The 22,815-nt window shown below is 61.0% G+C and carries 25 protein-coding genes and 4 tRNA genes; 15 read left to right on the top strand and 14 right to left on the bottom strand.

Translation table 11 applies throughout. The annotated features are described in order from the left end of the window. The first annotated feature begins 81 nt into the window (after positions 1 to 81). Positions 82 to 1,098 (top strand): class 1 fructose-bisphosphatase, encoded by a 1,017-nt coding sequence (locus P3T25_RS36875; RefSeq protein ID WP_054037301.1) that lies wholly within the window; start codon positions 82 to 84, stop codon positions 1,096 to 1,098. 55 nt (positions 1,099 to 1,153) lie between these two features. After that, positions 1,154 to 1,229: transfer RNA gene (locus P3T25_RS36880), tRNA-Thr, on the top strand. Positions 1,230 to 1,344: 115 nt separating this feature from the next. Here P3T25_RS36880 and P3T25_RS36885 read toward each other — a convergent pair. The 3 genes from P3T25_RS36885 to P3T25_RS36895 all read right to left on the bottom strand — a co-directional run bounded on the left by P3T25_RS36885 (position 1,345) and on the right by P3T25_RS36895 (position 2,680). After that, positions 1,345 to 1,545 carry a hypothetical protein gene (locus tag P3T25_RS36885; protein WP_266261286.1) on the bottom strand — a complete coding sequence of 67 codons (201 nt, stop codon included), beginning with the start codon at positions 1,543 to 1,545 and terminating at the stop codon, positions 1,345 to 1,347. Between the two features lie 224 nt (positions 1,546 to 1,769). After that, positions 1,770 to 2,357 (bottom strand): LysR substrate-binding domain-containing protein, encoded by a 588-nt coding sequence (locus P3T25_RS36890; protein ID WP_429361966.1) that lies wholly within the window; start codon positions 2,355 to 2,357, stop codon positions 1,770 to 1,772. Then, positions 2,300 to 2,680 carry a LysR family transcriptional regulator gene (locus tag P3T25_RS36895; protein ID WP_429361968.1) on the bottom strand — a complete coding sequence of 127 codons (381 nt, stop codon included), beginning with the start codon at positions 2,678 to 2,680 and terminating at the stop codon, positions 2,300 to 2,302. Before P3T25_RS36895 ends, P3T25_RS36890 begins: the two co-directional genes overlap by 58 nt. Before the next feature lie 128 nt (positions 2,681 to 2,808). Between P3T25_RS36895 and P3T25_RS36900 the strand changes: the two genes are divergently transcribed. The 3 genes from P3T25_RS36900 to P3T25_RS36910 all read left to right on the top strand — a co-directional run bounded on the left by P3T25_RS36900 (position 2,809) and on the right by P3T25_RS36910 (position 5,491). Continuing rightward, positions 2,809 to 3,924: an aldo/keto reductase gene (locus P3T25_RS36900; RefSeq protein ID WP_171927770.1), complete on the top strand. Its 1,116-nt coding sequence runs from the start codon at positions 2,809 to 2,811 to the stop codon at positions 3,922 to 3,924. 509 nt (positions 3,925 to 4,433) lie between these two features. Then, positions 4,434 to 4,583 (top strand): hypothetical protein, encoded by a 150-nt coding sequence (locus P3T25_RS36905; RefSeq protein ID WP_028200145.1) that lies wholly within the window; start codon positions 4,434 to 4,436, stop codon positions 4,581 to 4,583. A gap of 311 nt (positions 4,584 to 4,894) precedes the next feature. After that, positions 4,895 to 5,491, top strand: coding sequence for a chorismate mutase (locus P3T25_RS36910; RefSeq protein WP_154559934.1), 597 nt, complete (start codon positions 4,895 to 4,897; stop codon positions 5,489 to 5,491). 103 nt (positions 5,492 to 5,594) lie between these two features. Here P3T25_RS36910 and P3T25_RS36915 read toward each other — a convergent pair whose 3' ends face one another. Further along, positions 5,595 to 6,749, bottom strand: a complete 1,155-nt coding sequence (locus tag P3T25_RS36915; protein WP_429361971.1) for an exonuclease domain-containing protein — start codon at positions 6,747 to 6,749, stop codon at positions 5,595 to 5,597. Positions 6,750 to 7,100: 351 nt separating this feature from the next. Further along, positions 7,101 to 7,304: a cold-shock protein gene (locus P3T25_RS36920; protein WP_054037310.1), complete on the bottom strand. Its 204-nt coding sequence runs from the start codon at positions 7,302 to 7,304 to the stop codon at positions 7,101 to 7,103. A 444-nt stretch (positions 7,305 to 7,748) separates the two neighbouring features. Between P3T25_RS36920 and P3T25_RS36925 the strand changes: the two genes are divergently transcribed. Together P3T25_RS36925 and P3T25_RS36930 are read left to right on the top strand one after the other, a co-directional pair. Next, positions 7,749 to 7,997: a hypothetical protein gene (locus P3T25_RS36925; RefSeq protein WP_429361973.1), complete on the top strand. Its 249-nt coding sequence runs from the start codon at positions 7,749 to 7,751 to the stop codon at positions 7,995 to 7,997. 532 nt (positions 7,998 to 8,529) lie between these two features. Further along, positions 8,530 to 9,660 carry a porin gene (locus P3T25_RS36930; RefSeq protein WP_154559931.1) on the top strand — a complete coding sequence of 377 codons (1,131 nt, stop codon included), beginning with the start codon at positions 8,530 to 8,532 and terminating at the stop codon, positions 9,658 to 9,660. A gap of 51 nt (positions 9,661 to 9,711) precedes the next feature. On the opposite strand, the gene greB is transcribed toward P3T25_RS36930, so the two are convergent. Then, positions 9,712 to 10,290 (bottom strand): transcription elongation factor GreB, encoded by a 579-nt coding sequence (gene greB, locus P3T25_RS36935; protein ID WP_154559930.1) that lies wholly within the window; start codon positions 10,288 to 10,290, stop codon positions 9,712 to 9,714. Between the two features lie 120 nt (positions 10,291 to 10,410). Here greB and P3T25_RS36940 point away from each other — a divergent pair. Further along, positions 10,411 to 10,487, top strand: a tRNA-Arg gene (locus tag P3T25_RS36940). Positions 10,488 to 10,576: 89 nt separating this feature from the next. Next, a tRNA-Arg gene (locus P3T25_RS36945) sits at positions 10,577 to 10,653 on the top strand. Between the two features lie 105 nt (positions 10,654 to 10,758). Here P3T25_RS36945 and P3T25_RS36950 read toward each other — a convergent pair. From P3T25_RS36950 to P3T25_RS36970, 5 genes are all read right to left on the bottom strand, one after another. Beyond that, positions 10,759 to 11,247: a phage protein NinX family protein gene (locus P3T25_RS36950; protein ID WP_154559929.1), complete on the bottom strand. Its 489-nt coding sequence runs from the start codon at positions 11,245 to 11,247 to the stop codon at positions 10,759 to 10,761. 132 nt (positions 11,248 to 11,379) lie between these two features. Beyond that, positions 11,380 to 13,734, bottom strand: a complete 2,355-nt coding sequence (locus tag P3T25_RS36955; protein WP_154559928.1) for a RelA/SpoT family protein — start codon at positions 13,732 to 13,734, stop codon at positions 11,380 to 11,382. Positions 13,735 to 13,825: 91 nt separating this feature from the next. Next, positions 13,826 to 14,029 carry a DNA-directed RNA polymerase subunit omega gene (rpoZ, locus tag P3T25_RS36960; RefSeq protein ID WP_006025620.1) on the bottom strand — a complete coding sequence of 68 codons (204 nt, stop codon included), beginning with the start codon at positions 14,027 to 14,029 and terminating at the stop codon, positions 13,826 to 13,828. Between the two features lie 141 nt (positions 14,030 to 14,170). Then, positions 14,171 to 14,851 carry a guanylate kinase gene (gmk, locus tag P3T25_RS36965; RefSeq protein ID WP_154559927.1) on the bottom strand — a complete coding sequence of 227 codons (681 nt, stop codon included), beginning with the start codon at positions 14,849 to 14,851 and terminating at the stop codon, positions 14,171 to 14,173. An 18-nt stretch (positions 14,852 to 14,869) separates the two neighbouring features. After that, positions 14,870 to 15,793: a YicC/YloC family endoribonuclease gene (locus tag P3T25_RS36970; protein WP_266261281.1), complete on the bottom strand. Its 924-nt coding sequence runs from the start codon at positions 15,791 to 15,793 to the stop codon at positions 14,870 to 14,872. 291 nt (positions 15,794 to 16,084) lie between these two features. Here P3T25_RS36970 and rph point away from each other — a divergent pair, with 291 nt between their 5' ends. The 5 genes from rph to P3T25_RS36995 all read left to right on the top strand — a co-directional run bounded on the left by rph (position 16,085) and on the right by P3T25_RS36995 (position 19,817). Next, positions 16,085 to 16,825: a ribonuclease PH gene (gene rph / locus P3T25_RS36975; RefSeq protein ID WP_054037414.1), complete on the top strand. Its 741-nt coding sequence runs from the start codon at positions 16,085 to 16,087 to the stop codon at positions 16,823 to 16,825. Continuing rightward, positions 16,818 to 17,465 carry an RdgB/HAM1 family non-canonical purine NTP pyrophosphatase gene (rdgB, locus tag P3T25_RS36980; RefSeq protein WP_168435658.1) on the top strand — a complete coding sequence of 216 codons (648 nt, stop codon included), beginning with the start codon at positions 16,818 to 16,820 and terminating at the stop codon, positions 17,463 to 17,465. The genes rph and rdgB overlap by 8 nt, the downstream gene beginning before the upstream one ends. Further along, the gene (hemW, locus tag P3T25_RS36985) at positions 17,462 to 18,691 is read left to right on the top strand and encodes a radical SAM family heme chaperone HemW (RefSeq protein ID WP_429361978.1); all 1,230 of its coding nucleotides are present in this window, start codon (positions 17,462 to 17,464) and stop codon (positions 18,689 to 18,691) included. Before rdgB ends, hemW begins: the two co-directional genes overlap by 4 nt. A gap of 55 nt (positions 18,692 to 18,746) precedes the next feature. Beyond that, positions 18,747 to 18,836 (top strand) — tRNA-Ser (locus tag P3T25_RS36990). A 522-nt stretch (positions 18,837 to 19,358) separates the two neighbouring features. Beyond that, positions 19,359 to 19,817, top strand: coding sequence for a hypothetical protein (locus P3T25_RS36995; RefSeq protein ID WP_429361980.1), 459 nt, complete (start codon positions 19,359 to 19,361; stop codon positions 19,815 to 19,817). A 33-nt stretch (positions 19,818 to 19,850) separates the two neighbouring features. On the opposite strand, the gene P3T25_RS37000 is transcribed toward P3T25_RS36995, so the two are convergent. The 3 genes from P3T25_RS37000 to P3T25_RS37010 all read right to left on the bottom strand — a co-directional run bounded on the left by P3T25_RS37000 (position 19,851) and on the right by P3T25_RS37010 (position 21,982). Continuing rightward, the gene (locus P3T25_RS37000; RefSeq protein WP_200564701.1) at positions 19,851 to 20,255 is read right to left on the bottom strand and encodes a RidA family protein; all 405 of its coding nucleotides are present in this window, start codon (positions 20,253 to 20,255) and stop codon (positions 19,851 to 19,853) included. 87 nt (positions 20,256 to 20,342) lie between these two features. Further along, complete coding sequence (locus tag P3T25_RS37005) at positions 20,343 to 20,573, bottom strand: hypothetical protein (protein WP_054037416.1); 231 nt, start codon at positions 20,571 to 20,573, stop codon at positions 20,343 to 20,345. Between the two features lie 188 nt (positions 20,574 to 20,761). Further along, the gene (locus P3T25_RS37010; protein ID WP_429361983.1) at positions 20,762 to 21,982 is read right to left on the bottom strand and encodes a Bcr/CflA family multidrug efflux MFS transporter; all 1,221 of its coding nucleotides are present in this window, start codon (positions 21,980 to 21,982) and stop codon (positions 20,762 to 20,764) included. 249 nt (positions 21,983 to 22,231) lie between these two features. Between P3T25_RS37010 and P3T25_RS37015 the strand changes: the two genes are divergently transcribed. Then, the gene (locus P3T25_RS37015; RefSeq protein ID WP_154559922.1) at positions 22,232 to 22,729 is read left to right on the top strand and encodes a hypothetical protein; all 498 of its coding nucleotides are present in this window, start codon (positions 22,232 to 22,234) and stop codon (positions 22,727 to 22,729) included. Positions 22,730 to 22,815 lie beyond the last annotated feature (86 nt).

The raw sequence follows: 22,815 nt of genomic DNA on the forward strand, positions 1-22,815 counted from the left end.
CCCTCGTATCTCAAAAGCACGGAACCGACACAGCGAGCGGTTAAAATCGAGACATTCCCTAAGCCTTCCCGGAGTACAGCAATGGCTTTGCAACGTCGTACCACTCTCACGAAGTACCTGATCGAGCAGCAGCGCGAAACCAACAACCTGCCGGCCGACCTGCGCCTTTTGATCGAAGTCGTCGCGCGCGCGTGCAAGGCGATCAGCTACCACGTCAGCAAGGGCGCGCTGGGCGATGCGCTCGGCACGGCAGGCAGCGAGAACGTTCAGGGCGAAGTGCAGAAGAAGCTCGACATCCTGTCGAACGAAATCCTGCTCGAAGCGAATGAATGGGGCGGCAACCTCGCGGGCATGGCGTCCGAGGAAATGGAGCAGTTCTTCCCGATCCCCGCCAACTACCCGAAGGGCGAATACCTGCTGGTGTTCGATCCGCTCGACGGCTCGTCGAACATCGACGTCAACGTGTCGATCGGTACGATCTTCTCGGTGCTGCGCTGCCCGGACGGCCAGCAGCCCACCGAACAGTCGTTCCTGCAACCCGGCACGCAGCAGGTCGCGGCAGGTTATGCGGTGTACGGCCCGCAAACCGTGCTGGTGCTGACCACCGGCAACGGCGTGAACTGCTTCACACTCGACCGCGAACTGGGTTCGTGGGTACTCACGCAAAGCGATATGCGCATTCCGGTTGAAACGCGTGAATATGCGATCAACGCGTCGAACGAGCGTCACTGGTATCCGCCGGTCGAGAAATACATCGGCGAGTTGAAAGACGGCAAGGACGGTTCGCGCCAGAGCGACTTCAACATGCGCTGGATCGCATCGATGGTGGCTGACGTGCACCGTATCCTGAACCGCGGCGGCATCTTCATGTACCCGGCCGACAAGCGCACGCCGGACAAGCCGGGCAAGCTCCGCCTGATGTACGAAGCAAACCCGATGGCGTTCATCGTCGAGCAGGCCGGGGGCGCCGCGACCAACGGCGAGAAGCGGATTCTGGACATCCAGCCGAAAAGTCTGCACGAACGTGTGGCGGTGTTCCTCGGCTCGAAGAACGAAGTCGACCGCGTCACGCGCTACCATCTCGAAACAAAAAAGTGACCGCGGGGGCTTGCCAAGTTCCTGAAGAAGTCCCTATAATCTCGTTTCTCCTGATGCCGGAATAGCTCAGACGGTAGAGCAGCGCATTCGTAATGCGAAGGTCGGGGGTTCGATTCCTCTTTCCGGCACCACAAGATTCAAGCAAAAAGCCCAGTCCTCGTGACTGGGCTTTTTGCTTTCTGGTGCCGGTTTTCAACGCGGCTCCCGCTTCAACCGACCGTCACAACGATCAACGGTAGCGCCCCTTCAGCCGCCAAAATCCAATCGATCGCTTCGCGCGGTCACGCCGAGATTGCGAACGACGACCGCATCTTCAACAATCACGTTCTCAGCCGGCTTCGTGCCATATGCCAACACGGCTTCCTGCGGCGCCGACGAAAACCACAAGGTCCGGCCAGCGCACTCGATACCGACCTGACGTCCTTTCCAGTAGACAGCGTTTTCCATGGCGAACTCTCTGAAGGGCGAAGACAGCCATCTTCCGCGCCGGTGCCGGCGCTTCCGTTATCCACCGCACCCTGTGCCGCAGATAGCCGCTTCAATGATAGTCGGCGGCACGATCGAGGCGAACGACAAACCAACGGCAGTTGCAGACACCACCCGGGGAGAGCCGCACGGCATCCTGTCCGACGCAACGATTCACAGCCTGAAGCTGCAGCAACACGCGAGGTCTATCGGACTTCGCGCTTCTCCCGGAGGAAATCGATCAGCGCGCGCAGCTTGAACGGCATCTGCGCGCGGCTCGCCGTGTACAGATAAAAGCCCGGAAAGCTCGGACACCACCCGTCCAGCACGCGGACCGGGCGGCCGTCTTCGAGTTGCTCGTTCACGTAGTCGTCGATCACGTGGAGGAGGCCCACTCCCTGCTCCGCCGCCCGCACCATCGTGTACAGATCGTTGGTGACGAGACTCCCGCGTGTCTCGACTTCGAACACACGCGACGGATCGTCAGGCTGCGCGAACTCCCATCGATAGATGCCGCCGCTGGTCGAGAAGCGGTAGCGCAGGCAATCGTGAGCGGCGAGATCGGATGGCGTCGCCGGCGCTGGATAGCGCTCGAAATAGGCCGGTGAGCCGGCTACGACAATGCGGATCTCGCCGCCCAAGGGTACCGCCACCATGTCCTGCGCGACCCGTTCGCCGAGCCGGATGCCCGCGTCGAAACCTTCGCCGACCAAGTCAGCGAAACCATCGTCGAGTGTCAGATCGAGACGGATCTGCGGATAGCGACGCGTGAACTCGGCCAGATGCGGCAACACCAGCAGCTCGCTCGCGACTCTCGGCAAATTGATGCGCAGCGGCCGGCGGGCTGCTCGCGAGTTTCATCGAGCGCCTCGAAGGCCGCCTCCAGTTCACCCAGCGCAGGCAGCACGCGCGCGAGAAACTGCGCGCCAGCTTCCGTCAGGGCAACACGCCGGGTGGTCCGGTTGAACAGGCGCACATTCAGTTGAGTCTCAAGCGAACGAATGCTTTGCGACAACGCCGATGCCGTCACGCCGGTTTCCGCAGCCGCGTGCGTGAAACTGCCGTGGCGCGCCACGCTCGCGAATGCCATCAACGCCGGCAACTGGGCTGGGTCCATCGCGATCTCCATTATTAAGCCAGACTTCACAATCCTTGCAGACGGACGGCATTTTTCCAAGCAAAGAATCGGCGCACGATAACGCCATCGATTCAACGCTTCCCGCCTCACCGCTCAAGGAGACTGATATGACGATGGACCGCTACACCCTGCTCGGCCGCTCGGGCCTTCGCGTGAGCCCGATCGCACTCGGCACGATGACCTTCGGCACCGAATGGGGCTGGGGCGCCGACGAACAAGCGGCGCAACGCCTGTTCGATCTGTACGTGGATGCCGGCGGCAACTTCGTCGACACCGCGGACCTGTACACCGAAGGCACCAGTGAGAAATGGCTCGGCAAATTCGTCGCGGCGCGCGGTCTGCGCGACCGGCTCGTGATCGCCACCAAGTACGGCTACAACGCCGAGACCGGCAATCCGAACGCGGGCGGCAACCATCGCAAGAATCTGCTGCGCGCGCTCGACGGCTCGCTCAAGCGTCTGGGCACCGACTACATCGACCTGTATTACCTGCACACATGGGATCGCGTCACGCCGGTGGACGAAGTAATGCGCGCGATGGACGACGCCGTGCGCGCGGGCAAGATCCGTTACGTCGGCCTGTCGGATACGCCCGCGTGGTTCGCCGGGCGGGCGCAGACGCTTGCCGACTGGCGCGGCTTCGAACCGGTCGCGGCGATGCAACTCGAATACTCGATGATCGAGCGCAACGCCGAAAACGAGTTCGCCGATCTCGCCGCCAATCTGGGCATGGGGCTCGTGCCGTGGAGTCCGCTGGGTATGGGCGTGTTGTCGGGCAAATACCGTCCTTCGCAAGGCGGAGCGGCGAGCGCTGTTTCCGGCGACGGGCGCCTTGCGAGCATGGCCAGCGCGCCGCCGCCGGGATTCGACAAGCTGACCGAGCGCAACTTCCGCATCGTCGCGGAACTGGAGGCCGTCGCGAATCTGGCGGAGCGGCCGATGGCGCAAGTTGCGCTGAACTGGCTGCATCACAAGCGCGGCGTGTCGAGCATCATTGTCGGCGCAACCCGGCCCGAGCAGCTGCAGGAGTCGCTCGGCTCGCTCGATTTCACGCTCGCGCCGGAATTGATCGCGCGTCTCGACGCCGTCTCGGAACCGGCCCGTCCATTCCCGTACTACATGTTTGCCGACGGTCATCAGGCGCGGATTCATGGCCAGGTCGAAGTCGCCGATAAACCTGCGGCCTACTCCGCGCCCGTGACAATTCCGGCGCCGAACGCGTAAAAATCGTCCACAGCGAGCGCCGCGCTTCGTCTGGAGCGCGGCGCTTTTTATTTGCAAAAAATATTCAGGAAAGTATTCCTGTTCGTCAACGAAGTCGCGCAATCGTTCGTTTACAAACAATTAGGGGGCTGAATGAGCGCGCTGAACCAATCGGTAATAAACGAACGTTCGGACTAACGCGGGGAAAATCCTTCCGATGCGGCAGTGCACAAAAATCACCGCGATTTGTTCATATCAACGGGTACGAACAGGCTGTGCTGTGGCGCAACAGAGATAATGCGCGGAAGGCGCATGGTGCAAGGCTGGGAAGGGAATGGCGAAGATATCGGACTGTTTTTGATTGGCTGCTGCAAATTCAGTTCTGCGCAGTCAACCGATAAATTCTATTCAAACATTCCGTTCCAATGTAAGGCTGTACCGTTAAAGCAACACACAACATGTGAGCCGCATCGGACACTGGTGCAAAACGGGGACCGAGGCAGATAATCGCTTTGTAAAGGAGAGAGATCATGGATGCCAAACCACCGAAGATTCCGACCCCGGATAAAGTTTTTAGCCCGGATCCGGAACCCGCTGGCGTCGAGTTTCTGGGTGCCGAACTGCCTGAGCACGTTCGCGCATTTTTCGACGAACAACGTAAGTCGTGCGACTCGAAGTAAGTGTGCGGTGGCGCGATGCAGCATCAGCGTCCGCGCGTCCGGCGCGCGGCGAAAGTTGCTACGTGCCCCTACGATTGTCGTTTGCCGCTTTCGAGACGCGGGTTACGCCTGCTTGATTGTGACGCCCGGCTGATTTCGCCCGGCGCACTGAGAGCGCTCGTCTCTGTCTCTGTCTCTGTCTCTGATAGGCGCCTAGGGCGCCTTTAAATATCCCGGCAGCTTGTTTTCAGTCGTTCAGCGCGCCCGCTTGATCCGCGCATCGTCTATTCTTCTGTTTTTTCTTCCGCGGCCACCGGCCACTCCCGCCTTCCATGAATCGCTCGTATCGCTTTGGAGCGTCATGCGCGCTCGCGTTGTTCACGGCGCTTGCGCTCGCGCCCGCCCCTGCCGTCGCGGATGGCGACGACACCGCTCTCACCAACCTGATTGCACTGGCTTCGCAGCGCCTCGCGCTCGCGGAACCCGTTGCGCGCTGGAAGTGGGCGAACCACCAGGCGATTACGGATACACCGCGCGAGAATGCGTTGCTCGCCGACGTCGAAAAGCGCGCCGTCGCAGCGAACGTCGATCCAGCGTTTGCGCGCGCCTTCTTCCAGGATCAGATCGACGCCAGCAAGGAAGTGCAAAACGCGCTGTTTGACACCTGGCGCAGCACGCGGCCGCCCGAAGGCCCTGCGCCCGACCTTGCCACCAGCACGAGGCCGGAGTTGGACCGGCTGACGCAGTCGCTCGTGGCCGGACTCGCACGGGTGCAACCGCTGCGCACAGCGCAGGATTGTCCGTCGCGCGTGGCGCAATCGCTTGCTAACTGGAAATCACTGACGCGCTATGACTCGGCCCATTCGAGCGCGTTGACGCGCGCTCTCGGTCATGTGTGCGAAGCGGGTGGAGTCGGTGCGACGGGATGATCGGTTGGTGCGGTCGAACGGAGTCTGAGACTCCGATCGGTCCAACGCTCTCAGGTGCGGATTGAACCCGCCCTGATGAGCGGGTTGTCGCACGAAACTCGCGTTAAGCCAGACTCGGCACAGGCGTGCCGCTCGAGACGCTCAAGGACATCACGCGCAAGCCGCGCGCCAGATGGCTTTGCAGAAGACGATAGGTCGACAGTTCGAACGGTCCACCCTCGCTCGAAGCATGCAGCGCGGCCGCCTGGGCGAGCGAAGGCGCATGCCCAAGGTAACGCCACCGGTCGACGACATGAAAGGCACGCGCGTGCGACGCTTCTTCACGCTCCTCAAACACGATCGGACCTTCGAACGGCCACGGCGCATCCACGGGATCGCTCTTCAAGACGCGCGGCACCCGGTTATGGCCGGGACGCAGCGTCGCGATCCATTGCGCCTCCGCGAGCATGGCGCCCAGCTCGCCACCGGTCGCGAGCCACTCGACACGCCGTACTTGTTGCGCGAGCCTCACGTCCTTCGACGACCGCCGCTCCCCCGTCAAGTGAGAACGCAGCCGCTGACGCACACGCACGCTTCGCCCAACATAGAGCGGCAGGTCGCCTTCTCCATAGAACGCGTAGACACCGCATCCGGCTGGCGCCGTGTCGAGCAGATCTTCGGTGATGTCGCCTGCAAGCCGGTAGCGCCGCGTAGTTCGCTCGATCTGCGCCTGCAAAACGTCCGGTGGCACGAGACCGCCATGCAGACGTTGCCAGAACTGCCAGATCAGATCGGCGTCCGCAAGTGCGCGGTGACGATCGGACGGGACGAGACCATGACGCTCCACCAATGCATCGAGCCCATGGCGCTTTTCCGCCGGAAACAACGCGCGTGACAGGCGCACGGTACACAACACATCCGGATCGAACGCTAGTCCGGCCCGGCGAAACTCCCCACGCAGAAAACCGCGATCGAAACTGGCGTTGTGCGCGACGAACAGTTTGCCGTTCAGGCGCTCGAACAATGCCGGCGCAATGACGTCGAAAGTAGGCGCGCCTCGCACCATCGCATTCGTGATGCCGGTGAGCTGCTGAATGAAGGAAGGAATCGGTTGCTGAGGGTCGACCAGGCTGCTCCAACGCGACACGCCGGCCGGTCCTATTTCAACCACGCCGACTTCGGTAATGCGATGCTCACTGGTCGAGCCGCCGGTGGTTTCAAGGTCGACGAAGACGATTGGCACATCTAGGGCCGGTTGCGGCAGAAACTGTTCAGACATGGAAAGGGATACTTTGGACGCGTGGCTTTGCGGCAAGTATGCACCAGTTAGCCGCCGCGCACCCAGCCAGTATTGCTTTGCCCTTGTCGCCGTGCGGCACAAAGACTGGATTCCGGCACGACCTGCGATTCGCTCATAAAGCTGTTAATTATTATATTTCTATGATGTCGATTTTAGATTCCAGGGCTCAATTTTACGCCCCCGATCTTCTCCAGATTAATTCGAACCAGGTAGTTAATCGTTTATGCCGCGATGATAATAACGAATGCCCATAAAAAAGCCTTCGCGTCGTGCGAAGGCTTTCCGGCGATCAGGCTGCCCGGCGACATACGCGGAGCAGCGCGGTGCGGCTTACAGCGGTTGAATGTTCGCCGCTTGCTTGCCCTTCGGGCCGGCCTTGACCTCGAAGGAGACGCGCTGGCTTTCCTTCAACGACTTGAAGCCTTCGGTGCGGATCTCCGAAAAGTGCGCGAACAGGTCTTCGCCACCCGAATCCGATGTAATGAAGCCAAAGCCCTTAGCATCGTTGAACCATTTGACGATACCAGTTTCCATATTCCAGTTTCCCTCGAGGATTTATCAAAATCGGGGCATTGCCCTCAAACTGCATTTCGTGGCCATTTCATCTGCGATCGGGCATTTCTGAAGCCTTCGGCACTTTCATATCTGGCAATTGAAATTCAGCTTTGCTGTTATACGGGGAACGAAGAAACAACGTCAAGCGAATTTTTCATATTCACTTAGCATGCGGCGCGATAAGTCAATGCCAAATGAATCGACGAATTCCGACCGCATATTCAGCGAAAACAGAATCGCTTTTCACGTCAATATTACTCACTCGATATCGGGCACAACCGATATCGGAAAAAATTTCGGCATACCCACGAAAACATGTAACAGAAGATGTTTTTAGTAAGTGTTTGTCCGAGTTGTTGCGCCGCACTCATGCCAGCATCATGGAAATCAGTAGCGCGAAGTAATGCGCGTCAGGAGATTGCCATGCTGTTCAATGAATTCCGTCGCTTCATCGCCTGGTTCACCCAATCCCACGCAAAGACAGTTCCCTCGCAATCCGAGCCGGTCGCTCCATCACCCTCGGCCTTCGAGGTCGATCCCATGTGGCATGGGGATCACTGGCAAAATCTGCTCTCGTCCCCCATGGATGCACGCCGCTATGTGATGGAAGACTGGAGCGACTCGGTGACAACCGACTGGAGTGATGTGGACGGTGCTGCGCCGGCGCACTGACTAACGTCCGCGAATCCGCAACCGGAAGGCAAAAAAAAAGCGCGACTGGGAAGTCGCGCCGACAAAGGTTTGGAGATCTTTTTCGTCAACGAAAAAGTCTGCTTCGGAAAGCAGAGATTTCAGTATAACGGCTTAGTCGAGATCGATTATTCGCATAATCGACAACCATCTATTGCTATAGCGACAACAATCCTTTTTTACGATTTATCGCGTTGTTTTTTTGCATCGATTACTGTAGCGAATGTGCAACGCAATTCAGTTGACTCACCTCTCACGCCCCCCCTCAATAGCGCTGCAAGCCTTTATCAGCAAGGCTTAAACGCTATTCGCCTATCGTTTCATATCCAGTAATACTTTATTGTGGAAATCGGAACATCCGCTTTGCGAGCGTCTCTCTACACTCTGCGTAACCGGAAACCGGCGCGCGTGGCGTACAGCGCGCTTCTCATGCGGATTTCGCCTCTCGCAGCGCCCGCGTGATGGTCTCCTTAAGCCTGGGTTCAACGCCCACTCTAGCTCTCGGAGTTACAAGATGAAAAAGACTCTCATGGTCGCGGCCCTCACGGGCGTTTTTGCAACGGCAGCACATGCCCAGAGCAGCGTCACGCTGTATGGCTTGATCGATGCCGGCATCACCTATACCAATAACCAGCACGGCCACAGCAATTGGCAAGAAACCAGCGGTTCAGTGAACGGCAGCCGTTGGGGCTTGCGTGGCTCTGAAGACCTCGGTGGCGGTCTCAAGGCCATCTTCACGTTGGAAAACGGTTTCGGCATCAACAACGGCACGCTGAAGCAAGGTGGCCGTGAATTCGGCCGTCAAGCGTTCGTCGGCCTGTCGAGCGACCAGTTCGGCGCCGTGACCCTCGGTCGTCAATACGACAGCATGGTGGACTACGTCGGCCCGCTGTCCCTGACGGGCACGCAATACGGCGGCACGCAGTTCGCCCACCCGTTCGATAACGACAACCTGAACAACTCGTTCCGCGTCAACAACTCGGTCAAGTACACCAGCGTGAACTACGGCGGCTTCAAGGGCGGCGCCATGTACGGCTTCTCGAACCAGGCTGGCGGATTTGCGAACAACCGCGCATACAGCGTTGGTGGAACGTATAACTGGGGTGGCCTGAACGTCGCAGCTGCGTTCATGCAGTTGAACGGCAGCGGCACGGCGAATACCGGCGGCGCAGTGTCGGACGACTTCACGTTCGGAGCAAAGCGTCAGCAAACCTGGGGGGCAGGCGCGAACTACACGTTCGGCCCGGCAACGGCTGGCCTCCTGTACACGCAAACCAACCTGACCGGCCTGACCAGCATCAGCTCAGCTGCAGGGGGTACCTCGGCTGCCGTCTCCCTGCCGAGCAACAGCGCTCACTTCCAGAACTTCGAAGTGAACGGCCGCTATGCCCTCACGCCGGCAGTGAGCGTGGCGGGTTCGTACACCTACACGCGCGCCAGCCTGAACGGTGTGCGCCCGAACTACAACCAGTTCAACCTGCAAACGGACTACGCGCTGTCGAAGCGCACGGACGTGTACCTGCAGGGTGAGTATCAGCGCGTCAACGAAGGCTCGGGCCTGGTTGCAAACATCAATGGCCTGGGTGCGGCGTCGTCGACGAACAGCCAAGTCGCTGTGACCGCTGGTCTGCGTCACCGCTTCTAAAGCGGCCGGCAACATCCGCAGCATCGAAGGCGCCGTTCGCGGCGCCTTTTTTTATGCTGCACCGCCGCCGGTATCAGGCAGCGGATACTTGACGTCCAGGATGTCGATCGGCTGTGGGCCGGCGGGCGTGTACAAGGTCACCGTATCGCCAATTTTGGCCTTGAGCAGCGCTCGCGCGATCGGCGAGATCCAGCTCACGTGGCCGACATCCAGGTCGACCTCATCGACGCCAACAACCGTCAGCGTATGCACCTCGCCGTCTTCCGTCGCATATTCGACAGTCGCGCCGAAGAACACCTGATCGACGTTTTCCTGTTTGCTGCTGTCGACTATTTCAGCGATGTCGAGGCGCTTGGTCAGAAAGCGGATCCGCCGATCGATTTCTCGCAGACGGCGTTTGCCATAGATGTAGTCGCCGTTTTCCGAGCGGTCGCCGTTCGAGGCCGCCCACGACACCAGTCTGACCACCTCCGGCCGCTCGACATCGATCAGATGCAGCAGTTCGTCGCGCATCCGCCGGTAGCCGGCGGGCGTGATGTAGTTTTTCGTACCCGGGGGGATTTCGGGCTGGGCGACGTCGAGATCGTCGTCATTCTCTTCACTCGACTCTTTGACAAAGGCCTTGTTCATGATGGTCCGTTAACTGCAGCAAGCGACTGCCTATCAAGGGTACACGATCAGGGCAATGAGACAAATCGCAGTTACATGCTTCCCTTTTTGAAAACCTTTGCTATAATCTCGTTTCTGCGTGCGGCTGTAGCTCAGTTGGATAGAGTACTTGGCTACGAACCAAGGGGTCGTGGGTTCGAATCCTGCCAGCCGCACCACTTATTCGAGGGCCTCCCTCCGGGGAGGCCCTTACGTTTTACCGAGCCTCATTGCAGTATCATCGTATTTAGCGTCACCTGTTTAGCGTGCGGCTGTAGCTCAGTTGGATAGAGTACTTGGCTACGAACCAAGGGGTCGTGGGTTCGAATCCTGCCAGCCGCACCACCTATGAAGGGCCTTCCGATCGGAAGGCCCTTTGTTTTTTACGTGACCGGTTCTGCTCAACCGGTCCACTCTGCCAGGGCCCAGGCCTTGGCAGCGTCACCGCAGCTATCGCGGTATCGACTGAATATCACCGATCTGCCCATCGGGACTCGGCACATCCACGAACGAACTTTCCGCCGATTCCTCGCCGATCAGCGCCGCGCGCTCGCCAGTCACAGCCTGCGCCTGCCGCAATACCTCACCCACGCTATCGCCGAAACGGCTTTCAACAAACGCCCGCAGCAGCGCAACCCGTAACGAGTCTCCCCGCCCTTCCACGGTTCGATGGCCGCCCTCGAACTCAGCGATGCAATGTGCCGCGCCATGATCGGTCCGCTCACGCACCTCCAGCCGCTGCGCGCGCTCCAGCACCGCCGCGGCCGCTTCCCATGACGTGGACGGCGTAAAACGGCCATCCCACGGGCGGCCACGGTCATTGCCTCGGATCGAGACGGTTTCGCCGCTGTCGGTAAAGTAGATTTCGCGCACGAAGTCGTGCAGGCTGCGGGCCACCCAATAGTCGAGCGCCACGCCGGTGAGGTCAGCTACGTTCATAAGCGTTCTCCCTGAAGTTCCGGTGAGACTCGCTGGCGGGCAGGTGCGTTCAGATTCAAACGAAAGCCGCCTGAAGCCGCCCGAGGCGACCAGACGTCCAACGTGGTCGAGCAGACCCAGCCAGCCGTCAGATCAGTAATCCGCGCGCTCGCGGTCGATCCGCATCCCGCCGTCGTGACGGTGATGCCCTTCCTCGCTCGGCCGCTCGCGCGCAATACGCATCACGTCCGGATTCGTACGCACGCGGCGCATGACGTTGGCGAGATGGACGCGATCGCTGACCTGGATCACGAAACGCAGCACCGTGGATTCCTGCGACAGGTCTTCGTCCATCGCGATGTGGACGATGTTCGCATCCGCCGATGTGATGTCGGCCGCCACGCGGGCGAATACGCCCTTGGTGTTCTTGACCAGCACCTTCACCGCGACGTCGAACAGACGTCCCGGCTGCGGCGCCCACGCCACATCGATCCAGCGGCCCGGATCGCGCCGGTGGATACGCTGCGCGACGCGGCAGTCCGTGGTGTGGATCGCCATGCCGAGGCCGATGCCGATGTAGCCCATGATGTCGTCGCCCGGAATCGGACGGCAGCACGCGGACAGTTGCACCGACATGCCTTCTGTACCAGTGATCACGACCGGCGGCGCATGCGATGCTGTGCCGTCGCGCGAGCCGTCGTCGTCCGCATCGCGGCCGCTCATCAGCACTTCGATGCGCTTGGCCATGACTGCGGCAACACGGCGGCCAAGACCGATATCCGCGAAGATTTCCTGACGGTTCTTGTTGCCCGTCCACTGCACCAGCTTTTCCCACGCTTCAGGCGTGACGTCCGACAGCGCCAGCCCGTAGCCCTTCAGCGCCTGGTCGACGAGACGCTCGCCGAGCTGCACTGACTCGTTCAGACGCATGGTCTTCAGGTAGTGGCGGATCGCCGAACGCGCCTTGCCGGTCCGCACGAATCCAAGCCAGGCCGGATTCGGCTTCGAATACGGCGCCGTAATGACTTCGACGATATCGCCGCTCTTCAGCTCGGTACGCAGCGGCAGCAGTTCATTGTTGATCTTCACTGCGACGCACTGGTTGCCCAGGTCGCTGTGGATCGAATACGCGAAGTCGAGTGCGGTGGCGCCGCGCGGCAGCGCCATGATCTTGGACTTCGGCGTAAACACGTAGACCGCATCCGGGAACAGATCGATCTTGACGTGCTCAAGGAATTCGCTCGAATCGCCCGCTTCACTCTGAATGTCGAGCAACGACTTCAGCCACTGGTGCGCGCGCTTCTGCACGTCGTTCAGATCCGCGCCGCCGTTCTTGTACAGCCAGTGCGCCGCGACGCCCGCTTCGGCGATCTCGTGCATCTTGCGCGTGCGCACCTGGAACTCGATCGGCGCGCCGAACGGGCCAACCAGCGTGGTGTGCAGCGACTGATAGCCGTTCACCTTCGGGATCGCGATGTAATCCTTGAACTTGCCCGGCACCGGCTTGTAAAGCGCATGCAGCGCGCCGATGCAGGTGTAGCACTCGAGCGCGCTTTCGACCACCACACGGAAGCCGTACACGTCGAGCACCTGCGAGAACGACAACTGCTTGTCGCGCATCTTCTTATAGATACTGAAGATGGTTTTCTCGCGGCCCGTGACTTCGGCGTTGAGCTTCGCGTCGGCAATCGCGCGCTGCACCGACTCCAGAATCTTGCCAACCACTTCACGCCGGTTGCCGCGCGCGGCCTTGACGGCCTTTTCGAGCGTGGCGTAGCGATGCGGGTTGAAGTTCGCGAAGCTCAGGTCCTGCAGCTCGCGATAGGTATTGTTCAGGCCAAGCCGGTGGGCGATCGGCGCGTAGATGTCCAGCGTCTCACGCGCCACGCGGCGGCGCTTTTCATGCGGCACCGCACCCAGCGTGCGCATATTGTGCAGCCGGTCGGCGAGCTTGACCAGAATCACGCGGACGTCGCGCGCCATCGCGAGGAGCATCTTGCGGAAGTTTTCCGCCTGCGCCTCTTCGCGATTGCGAAACTCCATCTTGTCCAACTTCGACAAGCCGTCGACCAGTTCCGCGACCTTCGCGCCGAATCGCTCGGCGAGTTCGGCCTTGGTCACGCCCTGGTCTTCCATCACGTCATGCAGCAGCGCCGCCATGATCGACTGGGCGTCGAGATTCCAGCCGGCGCAGATTTCCGCGACGGCAACAGGATGGGTGATGTAGGGCTCGCCGCTCTGGCGATACTGACCAAGGTGGGCTTCGTCGCTGAAATGGAACGCTGCCTTGATGTCCTTGATTTCTTCCGGCTGAAGATAGCCGGACAGAACGCCTGTCAGCTTGGCAATCGAAACGACGTCATGCCGGCGCGGTTGCTCCGGTGTGGCGGTCGGCCCGAACAGATGGCGAAACGACTGTTCGAGGACCGCGTCGATGTACTTCCGTGCAGACGAGGGAGAATCGGCGTCGTGTTCCACTTCCGTGGCGGTGGGCGGGGTAGCACTCAATTTCGCCTCCGTAGCGGTTAGGGTTGGACGCCGGTCTGTACGTTGATGCAATTACATGGCAACTGGGCAATCGAAAACGGAAGCGTGCGCCTTAAACAGGCACCTTCTTCAACATTTCGACGCCAACCTGGCCAGCTGCGATTTCGCGCAATGCGACGACCGTGGGCTTGTCGCGGCTTTCGATCTTCGGCGTGTGACCTTGTGCGAGCTGACGCGCGCGATAGGTCGCGGCAAGCGCGAGTTCGAAACGGTTCGGAATCTGTTTGAGGCAGTCTTCGACGGTAATGCGGGCCATGTTGGGTTCCTTCTTTCCAGAAAACGCTGGGCCGCCCCAAGTCTTCTTGTTGCCCTCGGGGGGGCCGGCGCGAAGCGACGGGTCTGGGGGCGTTAATTGATGTTGCTTATTCTACCTTATGTGCTCAATATGCCGCCGCGTTCACGCGTGTGGCAGGTGAATGCCGAGTTGCACGAAAAGCTGCGTGTGACGCGCGTATTGCGAGGCGAAGCGCGAACGCGTCGCCGCCACGAGGCAGCGCAGTTCGCCGAGCGCGCGATCGAAGTTGTCGTTGATCACGACATACTCCGCTTCGGCCGCGTGCGCCATCTCGCTGCCGGCTGCGAGCAGACGGCGCGTGATCACGTTCGGCTCGTCCTGGCCGCGCTTTTTCAAACGCTCTTCGAGCGCATCGAGAGACGGCGGCAAGATGAAAATTTCAACGGCGTTGTGAAACTGTTTCTTTACCTGCTGCGCGCCTTGCCAGTCGATTTCGAGCAGCACGTCATGCCCGCTTTTCATCTGCTCTTCGATCCACACGCGCGAGGTCGCGTAGTAGTTACCGTGCACTTCCGCGCTTTCCAGAAACTCGCCGGCCGCGTGACGCGTCAGGAAATCGTCGACCTTCGTGAAGTGATAGTGCTCGCCGTCCTGTTCCTTCGGACGCGGCGGGCGCGTCGTGTACGAAATCGACAGACGGATCGCTTCGTCGCCGGCGAGCAGCGCGTTCACGAGCGTCGACTTGCCCGCGCCCGAAGGCGCGACCACCATGAACAGGTTGCCGGGATAAGCACCGGCGTAAGGGTTGCGCGGTGCGCTGGTTTCGCGTGTGTGGTCGGTCATGTTATCGAGGCTCCTGCCTTACTCCAGATTCTGTACTTGCTCGCGCATCTGTTCGATGAGCAGCTTCAGGGTCATCGACGAATCGGCCAGTTCCTTCGCCGCCGCCTTCGAGCCGAGCGTGTTCGCTTCGCGATTCAGTTCCTGCATCATGAAGTCGAGGCGCTTGCCGACCTTGCCGCCCTTCTCGATCACGTGACGCGTTTCGTTCAGGTGAGCCGTGAGGCGCGACAGTTCTTCGGCGATGTCGATGCGGATGCCGTACATCGTCACTTCCTGGCGAATCCGTTCGTTGATTTCTTCGCGCGAGACGCTCGTTGCCGTCGTGTCGGGCGCGGCGATACCCAGCGCTTCCTGCAGACGTTCGACGATCTTCTGCTGATGCTTGGCGATCAGCTCCGGCACGAGCGGCGTGATCTTCGTGACGATCGTTTCCATTTCAGTGACGTTGGCGAGCAGCACCGCTGCCAGTTGCGCGCCTTCGCGCGCACGCACGTCGATCAGATCGGTAATCGCCTGCTTGCCGCATGCGAGCACCGCATCGCGCAGCACGTCCGGCGCCACGCCGGTTTCGGCCAGCACCCCCGGCCAGCGCAGAATTTCTCCGGTGCGCAGGCGCCCTGCTTCCGGGAACGTCGACAACACCGTGCGCTCGAGCAGCGCGAGTTGCGTCAGCGCATCGCGATTGACCGAGCCCGCGTTAGCCGACTGTTCGCTGCGTTGCAGGTTGATACGGATGTCGACCTTGCCGCGCGAGAGCTTGTTCATCAGCATTTCGCGCAACGTCGGTTCGCAGACGCGCACGTCTTCCGGCATCCGGAAGTTCAGATCGAGAAAGCGCGAGTTCACCGTGCGCAGTTCGACCGATACGCTCACGCCGCCTGTGCCTGAGGCCGGGACGAGTTCGCGCGTGGCGCTCGCATAGCCAGTCATGCTGTAGATCATCGTATTTCTCGCGATTGTGGCCATGCGTTTGACGATGGCCGAAGAGTCGAATCGCCCGGCGTGTACGAGACGCGGGGCGGAGAATCCGCATTATCCCATTTTTACCGACGAGGCCGCTTCGTACGCGGGCGGCAGCCGGGCAACGCGAGCACCGCCGCGCGCGAAGTGCTACCCCGCGGAAAGCCCCGGCACACGCGGGCGGCCGTGCGATCGACCGGCCGCGCCGCGCCCGACGCGATCGGCGGTAAAATCGCGGTTTCCCTCCTGCTTTTCTTCCAGACCAATCCCAACATGACCGACAACACCCAACGCCCCAGCGGCCGCCAGGCCAATCAGCTACGCGACGTGCGCATCACGCGCCACTACACGAAGCATGCGGAGGGCTCCGTGCTGGTCGAATTCGGCGACACCAAGGTCATCTGCACGGCGAGCATTGCCGAGAGCGTGCCGTCGTTTCTGCGCGACCGCGGCCAGGGCTGGCTGACCGCCGAATACGGCATGCTGCCGCGCGCCACGCATACCCGCAGCGACCGCGAAGCCGCACGCGGCAAGCAAACCGGCCGCACCCAGGAAATCCAGCGCCTGATCGGCCGCGCCCTGCGCTCGGTGTTCGATCTCGAGAAGCTCGGCGCGCGTACGCTGCATATCGATTGCGACGTGATCCAGGCCGACGGCGGCACGCGCACGGCCAGCATCACGGGCGCATTCGTGGCGGCGCATGACGCGGTGGCCAAATTGCTGGCTACGGGCCGCATCGAAAGCTCGCCGATTACCGATTACGTCGCGGCGATTTCGGTCGGCGTGTACGACGGTCTGCCGGTGCTGGATCTCGACTACGACGAAGATTCGCAATGCGACACCGACATGAATGTGGTGATGACGGGCGCGGGCGGCTTCGTCGAAATTCAGGGCACGGCCGAAGGCGTGCCTTTCTCGCGCGACGAAATGAATTCGCTGCTCGATCTGGCAAGCGACGGCATCAACACGCTGATCGCGAAGCAGAAAGCAGCGTTGGAGCAAAAGAGTGAGTGAAGTTCGTCAAGGCAACGGCGCTGTTGCGTCTGACTCGCCGCTGAAGAAAGTCGTGCTGGCGTCGAACAACGCGGGCAAGCTGCGCGAGTTCGCGGCGCTGCTCGGCGCGGCCGGCATCGAGCTGATTCCGCAAGGCGAGTTGAACGTGCCGGAAGCGGAAGAGCCGCATCCGACTTTCGTCGAAAACGCGCTGACCAAGGCGCGTCACGCGGCGAAGCTCACCGGCCTGCCCGCCCTCGCCGACGATTCCGGCTTGTGCGTGCGCGCGCTGCGCGGCGCACCCGGCGTTTATTCGGCGCGCTACGCGCAACTCGCCGGCGGTGAAAAGAGCGATGCAGCGAACAACGCGCAGCTCGTTTCAGCCTTGCAAGGTGAAACCGATCGGCGCGCGTATTACTACTGCGTGCTGGCGCTCGTGCGTCATGCGGACGATCCCGAACCGCTGATCGCCGAAGGCCGCTGGCATGGCGAAATGCTGGATGCACCGCGCGGCGCGCATGGCTTCGGCTATGACCCGTACTTCTTCCTGCCGTCGCTGAATGCGAGCGCCGCGGAACTCGAACCGGCGGTGAAGAACGCCAGCAGCCATCGCGCGATTGCCTTGCGCCACCTGCTCGCGCGTTTGACGGAGGAAGCGTGATTCCGATCAAACCGGCGCCTGCCGATATCGGCAACGGCGTCATCAAGGCCTTCACGTCGCCGGGCAGCATTCGCCTGACGTCGTTGCCGCCCTTGGCGTTGTACGTGCACTTTCCCTGGTGCGTGCGCAAATGCCCGTACTGCGATTTCAACTCGCACGAATGGAAAGGCGACACGTTTCCGGAGACCGAGTATCTCGACGCGCTGCGCGCCGATCTCGAGATGGCGTTGCCGCTCGTGTGGGGGCGCCAGGTGCATACTGTGTTTATCGGCGGCGGCACGCCCAGCTTGCTGTCTGCGGCCGGGCTCGACCGCATGCTGTCCGACGTGCGTGCGCTGCTGCCGCTCGACGCCGACGCGGAAATCACGCTCGAAGCCAACCCTGGTACGTTCGAAGCCGCCAAGTTCGCGCAGTTTCGCGCAAGCGGCGTGAATCGTCTGTCAGTGGGCATCCAGAGTTTCAATGAGGCGCATCTGAAGGCGCTCGGCCGGATTCACGACGCGACGCAGGCGCGCCACGCGGTCGAAGTGGCCGCGAACACGTTCGACAACTTCAACCTCGATCTGATGTTCGCGCTGCCGCAGCAGACGCTCGCGGAGTGTCAGGCTGATGTGGAGACGGCGTTGTCGTTCGCGCCGCCGCATTTGTCGCTGTATCACCTGACGCTGGAACCGAACACGCTGTTTGCGAAATTCCCGCCTGCGCTCCCAGACGACGATGCGTCCGCCGACATGCAGGATTGGATTCACGAACGCACGACAGCCGCAGGTTACGAACGCTACGAGGTGTCCGCGTATGCGCAGCCGCATCGGCAGAGCAAGCACAATCTGAATTACTGGCGCTTTGGCGACTATCTCGGCATCGGCGCGGGCGCGCATACCAAACTGTCGTTTCCGAACCGCGTGCTGCGTCAGGTGCGCTACAAGCATCCGACCACCTTCATCGAGCAGGCATTGGCCGGCACGGCAGTGCATGAAGAGAACGAGGTCGGGCCGCGCGATCTGCCGTTCGAGTTCATGCTGAACGCGCTGCGGCTGGTGGAAGGGTTTCCTGTGCATCGCTTTATCGAGCGCACAGGGCTCTCGATGACCTCCATCGAACCGGCTTTGCAGGAGGCGGAACGGCGCAAGCTGATTACGCGCGACCACGAAAAGATCGCGCCGACACCGCTTGGCCAGGCCTTCCTGAACGATCTGCAGGCGCTGTTTCTGAAAGATCCGCAGTGATTGCAGCCCCGCCGAGCGCCGCAACGAGGATTTTTCAGGTTACAATTTAGGGCTTGGAGGTGTGGCCGAGCGGTTTAAGGCACCGGTCTTGAAAACCGGCGAAGGAGTGATCCTTCCGTGAGTTCGAATCTCACCGCCTCCGCCAGACAATCAATGAATACGGGCCGATCGGCCCGTTTTTCATTTCTGGCCATCAAAGAATCCGCCCATCGGCGAATGCGCAACGTGTCGAACGGGTAAGCAACTGTAAATAAAGCCCGATTGCACCGAGGCTGCGTAATTTGCTGTCACAAGCCAGGCCGAACGAATGCTGCGCCCGGCTCCTCCAACTCATGAAGAGGGAGGAACCATGCTCAAGTTACTGTTAACGATAGGTTTCGCAGTGGGCCTTACCGGGTGTGTGGTTGCACCACCCTATGGCTACGCACCGGCATACGGATATGCGCCCGGCTACTATGCCGTCCCGAGCGTCAGCGTGGGGGTTGGCGTCGGCGGTTATTACGGCGGCCGCGGGAGGTGGTAATTTCTGGCCAAGCTCGTTCCTGGCCAAGGTCGTATCAGTCAATCTCTCGGCACCACCCGCACTAAGGGGAACCCCTCCCTCAACATCTTGCTCCCATGGTCGATATCAAGACTATCTGTGCGTCAGCACGCCAGGGAGTTGCTCATGAAAGTCAGTACTTTAGCCTGTGCACTAATTTGGGTTGCCGCGAGCGCGGGCGCATCGTCCGCGCTTGCAGGCACGTCAACGGCGCTGTCCGACGACGATAGCGCAGCGGTATTCGGCTCGGCCAGGCTGTCGAATCTGCAGGACGTTGGCGGCAGCGCGAAAGTGGGCGCCTCCGCCGCTACCCTGGGCGCCAATACGCTGAGAGGCGCAAGCGGCAATATCGGCGTGAACGTCTCAGCCGGTGCGCTGAATGCTCAGGCCAACCAGATCATCCTCATCACCACACCGCAAGCAACGATCACCTCACAACAGAATGTGCGTGCCGTCGCGCAAGTGACGGGCAGCACCTCCGCCAAACTCGGTGCCGGCTCACTGGCGGCGGTGAGCGGCAATGTCGGCGTGAATATCGCGTCCGGCGTGGGCAATGCCCAGTTTAACGGCCTCATCATTCACTGAAACTGAGTCGCAACGCCTCGACACCACAACGACTTAAACCAGCGCGGTCGCCTCGACCTCGACCTTCAACCCGTAATGCAGGTGTGGAACCGGCACGACGGCCCGCGCCGGCCGTGCCTCACCTGCCCAACGCGCGTAGATCTGATTGAAGCTCGCCCAGTGTTCGACGTCGGCGATATAGACGCGTACCTGCACCAGTTGTGCAATGCTGCTGCCGGCACCTTCGAGCGCAGCCTGAACATTCGCCAACACCTGCTCGGCCTGGACCTCGAACGAGGCGTCAGCAAGCTTCTCGCCCTGTGCGTTGATCGGCAACTGTCCCGAGACGAAAACAAAACCATTCGCAATCGCAACATGACTGTAATGGCCACCCGGCTTTGCCAAACCAGCGGGATTGTCCATGTGCGGCAGATGCGGGTCGTGCTGGCTAACAGCCATGAATGCAACTCCAAAGTGGATGGCGCCTTCGCAGCGCGTGGCTATGCACAGGACGCTGCATGCCGCTCACCGCCCACGTCAGACGCGTCACACGCTAAGCGCATCCAGCTTCTCACGCGCATCGGCGCAGCGGCGATTCAGGTCGCGATGCATCAACTGGCTGTCGAGCAGCGCCGATACATCAGACAAACCGTAATCAAAGCGCAAGACGTATTCGATGTCTGTGTAATCGTGATAGGCGCCGCTGTCTGCCAGCTTCTGCGCTTCAGCGAAGGCAGCATGTTGCCGTTCGCCATTCATCAAATCTCTGATCGCCATGATTGCCGCTCCGAGGAACAGTGACGCCATCATAGCAATGCAAATTGAAACGCACGGTCGCGCGCACGCAACACCTGGTGTTTTCCGTAGACACATTGTTCGCGCAGGATGAAGAAGCAAGCATGCCGCGCGTTTCGGCTAAGGAACAATGATCCGCGTTTAGCGAAGAATGCCTGCTCGCGATGCCGTCAAACAGCAGCGACAGGTACCTTCATCCCGTGCCATTTGACTACCAGAATCCGCCCGACGTAACACAGCACGCCCGCGACGCCCACGACGATGCCCATGCCCTTGGGCGAGCCATCCTGCCAGAGTCCGACGGCGAGGCTCGCCAATGCGCCGAGCGCCAACTGCACCGCGCCGAACACGGCGGCCGCGGCGCCGGCATTCAACGGATACCGATGCATAAGATCGGTCGTGCAGTTAGCGGACAACAACCCCACCACGCCGACCACGAAGAACAAACCGAAAACGATCGACCACAACCCGCCCCACCCCGTCAGCGAGACGAGACAAACGAACAGGGACGCGATGCAACTCACAGTCGCGGCGAACGAAATGATCGGCAGCGAACCGAGCCGGCCGACGAGACGCGTATTCATCAAGTTGCCGAACATGATGCCGACGATATTCAGCGCGAACAGAAAGCCATAGTGCTGCGCCGATACATGGAAATATTCGATGTACACGAACGGCGTCGCGGTGATGTACGCAAACATCGACGCGAACGCCATCCCGCCGCACAGCATGTGCCCCCACGCGACCGGATCGTGCAGCAATTTGCCATAGGCGCCGAACGATTTCAGCAGCGCTGAATGCGCACGCTTTTCGGGCGGCCACGTTTCCGGCACCTTGAGGAAAGCGGTCACCGCGCACACCGTACCGAACAGCGTCAGCACGATAAAGACGACGCGCCAGCCGCCGAGCAACAGCAACTGTCCGCCGATCAGCGGCGCGAGCAACGGCCCGATCGACGTGACGATGGCGAGCATCGACAGCACACGCGCGGCATCGGTCGGCCCGTGCGCGTCGCGGGCGATCGCGCGCGCCAGCACCGAGGCCGCGCCCGCGCCGAGCGCCTGCACGAAGCGGAATATCACCAGCGATCCGATCGAAAACGACAGCGCACAGGCCACGCTTGCCAGCGCATACATGATGATGCCGCCGAGCAGCACGGGCCGGCGCCCATAGGTATCCGACAACGGACCATAGAGCAGCATGCCGATCGAAAAGCCGAACATGAAGCTGGTGAGCGTGGTTTGCGCGGCGCCGTTGCTGATGGCGAATGCCTGCGAGATAGTCGGCAGGCTCGGCAAATACATATCGATCGAAATCGGCCCGCATGCGGCAAGCGCACCGAGCAACAGAATCAGCCGGCCATCGGGCCGGCTTCGGGTGACGTGAGACATGGGAATCCAGATGAAGCGCCGCGCCCTCATCGGCAGCGACACGCGGTGAAACAGGGAAAGCAGCAGCTTGACGACCTCGATTGTACGCGACAGCTAAACCGTCCGAGGCGTCCAGGTCCGAATGATAACGGGCCGTTCATGCCCCGCGACAAGCGCGCCGTCGATCGGTTAAGCTGCCGCCAGAACGCTTCGGGGCGTGACACAAACCTGTCCGCTACGCCTTCCACACTGCCCTGTTCCGACCTTGTCATGACTGCCTTCCTGTTGATCTGGAGCCCCAAGAAATGGCCGTGGCCCGAGTTGCCCGACGTGGCGAAACGGGTCGCCGCAGGCGTAGCGGTGGCTGATGTATGGGGTTGCGGATTTGCCCGCAGCATCCTGCCGGGCGACCGCGTGTTCCTGCACCGTGTCGCGCAGGAACCCAAGGGCATTTTCGGCTCGGGCTACGTGACGCGCGCGCCGTACGAAGTCCCCGACCCGGCGACGAAGCGCGGCTACAGGTTGTGCATCGACTTCGTCTACGACTGGGTGGTCGACGCACACGAGGGTGTCGTGATTCCACGCGAGATGTTGCGCACGCATCCGTTTTCGGTGCAAACGTGGGACGCGCAGAGTTCGGGCACCGTGATCAAGCCCATGGCGGAAGGCGCGCTGGAGAAGCGCTGGGCCGAGCTCACGGGCAAGCGCAAGCCGCCAAAGCTCGACACATCCGCCGGCTTGGGCATACCCAAAACCTCTTCACGCTGACTCCGGTACAATTTCTGTACTCATCCCAGCGCCGCGCCAGCCGCCTCCAGGCTACCCGCGCCGCTGCGCAACCCAATTTCCAGCCA

The organism is Paraburkholderia sp. GAS32 (genome assembly GCF_050434225.1).
Classification (GTDB): Bacteria; Pseudomonadota; Gammaproteobacteria; order Burkholderiales; family Burkholderiaceae; genus Paraburkholderia; species Paraburkholderia madseniana.

Excerpts from the sequence above, each read along its gene's own strand:
- P3T25_RS36875 (WP_054037301.1), top strand. The coding sequence starts at position 82 with ATGGCTTTGCAACGTCGTACCACTCTCACGAAGTACCTGATCGAGCAG.
- P3T25_RS36885 (WP_266261286.1), bottom strand. The coding sequence starts at position 1,545 with ATGGAAAACGCTGTCTACTGGAAAGGACGTCAGGTCGGTATCGAGTGC.
- P3T25_RS36895 (WP_429361968.1), bottom strand. The coding sequence starts at position 2,680 with ATGGACCCAGCCCAGTTGCCGGCGTTGATGGCATTCGCGAGCGTGGCG.
- P3T25_RS36900 (WP_171927770.1), top strand. The coding sequence starts at position 2,809 with ATGACGATGGACCGCTACACCCTGCTCGGCCGCTCGGGCCTTCGCGTG.
- P3T25_RS36905 (WP_028200145.1), top strand. The coding sequence starts at position 4,434 with ATGGATGCCAAACCACCGAAGATTCCGACCCCGGATAAAGTTTTTAGC.
- P3T25_RS36910 (WP_154559934.1), top strand. The coding sequence starts at position 4,895 with ATGAATCGCTCGTATCGCTTTGGAGCGTCATGCGCGCTCGCGTTGTTC.
- P3T25_RS36915 (WP_429361971.1), bottom strand. The coding sequence starts at position 6,749 with ATGTCTGAACAGTTTCTGCCGCAACCGGCCCTAGATGTGCCAATCGTC.
- P3T25_RS36920 (WP_054037310.1), bottom strand. The coding sequence starts at position 7,304 with ATGGAAACTGGTATCGTCAAATGGTTCAACGATGCTAAGGGCTTTGGC.
- P3T25_RS36925 (WP_429361973.1), top strand. The coding sequence starts at position 7,749 with ATGCTGTTCAATGAATTCCGTCGCTTCATCGCCTGGTTCACCCAATCC.
- P3T25_RS36930 (WP_154559931.1), top strand. The coding sequence starts at position 8,530 with ATGAAAAAGACTCTCATGGTCGCGGCCCTCACGGGCGTTTTTGCAACG.
- greB (WP_154559930.1), bottom strand. The coding sequence starts at position 10,290 with ATGAACAAGGCCTTTGTCAAAGAGTCGAGTGAAGAGAATGACGACGAT.
- P3T25_RS36950 (WP_154559929.1), bottom strand. The coding sequence starts at position 11,247 with ATGAACGTAGCTGACCTCACCGGCGTGGCGCTCGACTATTGGGTGGCC.
- rpoZ (WP_006025620.1), bottom strand. The coding sequence starts at position 14,029 with ATGGCCCGCATTACCGTCGAAGACTGCCTCAAACAGATTCCGAACCGT.
- gmk (WP_154559927.1), bottom strand. The coding sequence starts at position 14,851 with ATGACCGACCACACACGCGAAACCAGCGCACCGCGCAACCCTTACGCC.
- P3T25_RS36970 (WP_266261281.1), bottom strand. The coding sequence starts at position 15,793 with ATGATCTACAGCATGACTGGCTATGCGAGCGCCACGCGCGAACTCGTC.
- rph (WP_054037414.1), top strand. The coding sequence starts at position 16,085 with ATGACCGACAACACCCAACGCCCCAGCGGCCGCCAGGCCAATCAGCTA.
- P3T25_RS36995 (WP_429361980.1), top strand. The coding sequence starts at position 19,359 with ATGAAAGTCAGTACTTTAGCCTGTGCACTAATTTGGGTTGCCGCGAGC.
- P3T25_RS37000 (WP_200564701.1), bottom strand. The coding sequence starts at position 20,255 with ATGGCTGTTAGCCAGCACGACCCGCATCTGCCGCACATGGACAATCCC.
- P3T25_RS37005 (WP_054037416.1), bottom strand. The coding sequence starts at position 20,573 with ATGGCGATCAGAGATTTGATGAATGGCGAACGGCAACATGCTGCCTTC.
- P3T25_RS37010 (WP_429361983.1), bottom strand. The coding sequence starts at position 21,982 with ATGTCTCACGTCACCCGAAGCCGGCCCGATGGCCGGCTGATTCTGTTG.
- P3T25_RS37015 (WP_154559922.1), top strand. The coding sequence starts at position 22,232 with ATGACTGCCTTCCTGTTGATCTGGAGCCCCAAGAAATGGCCGTGGCCC.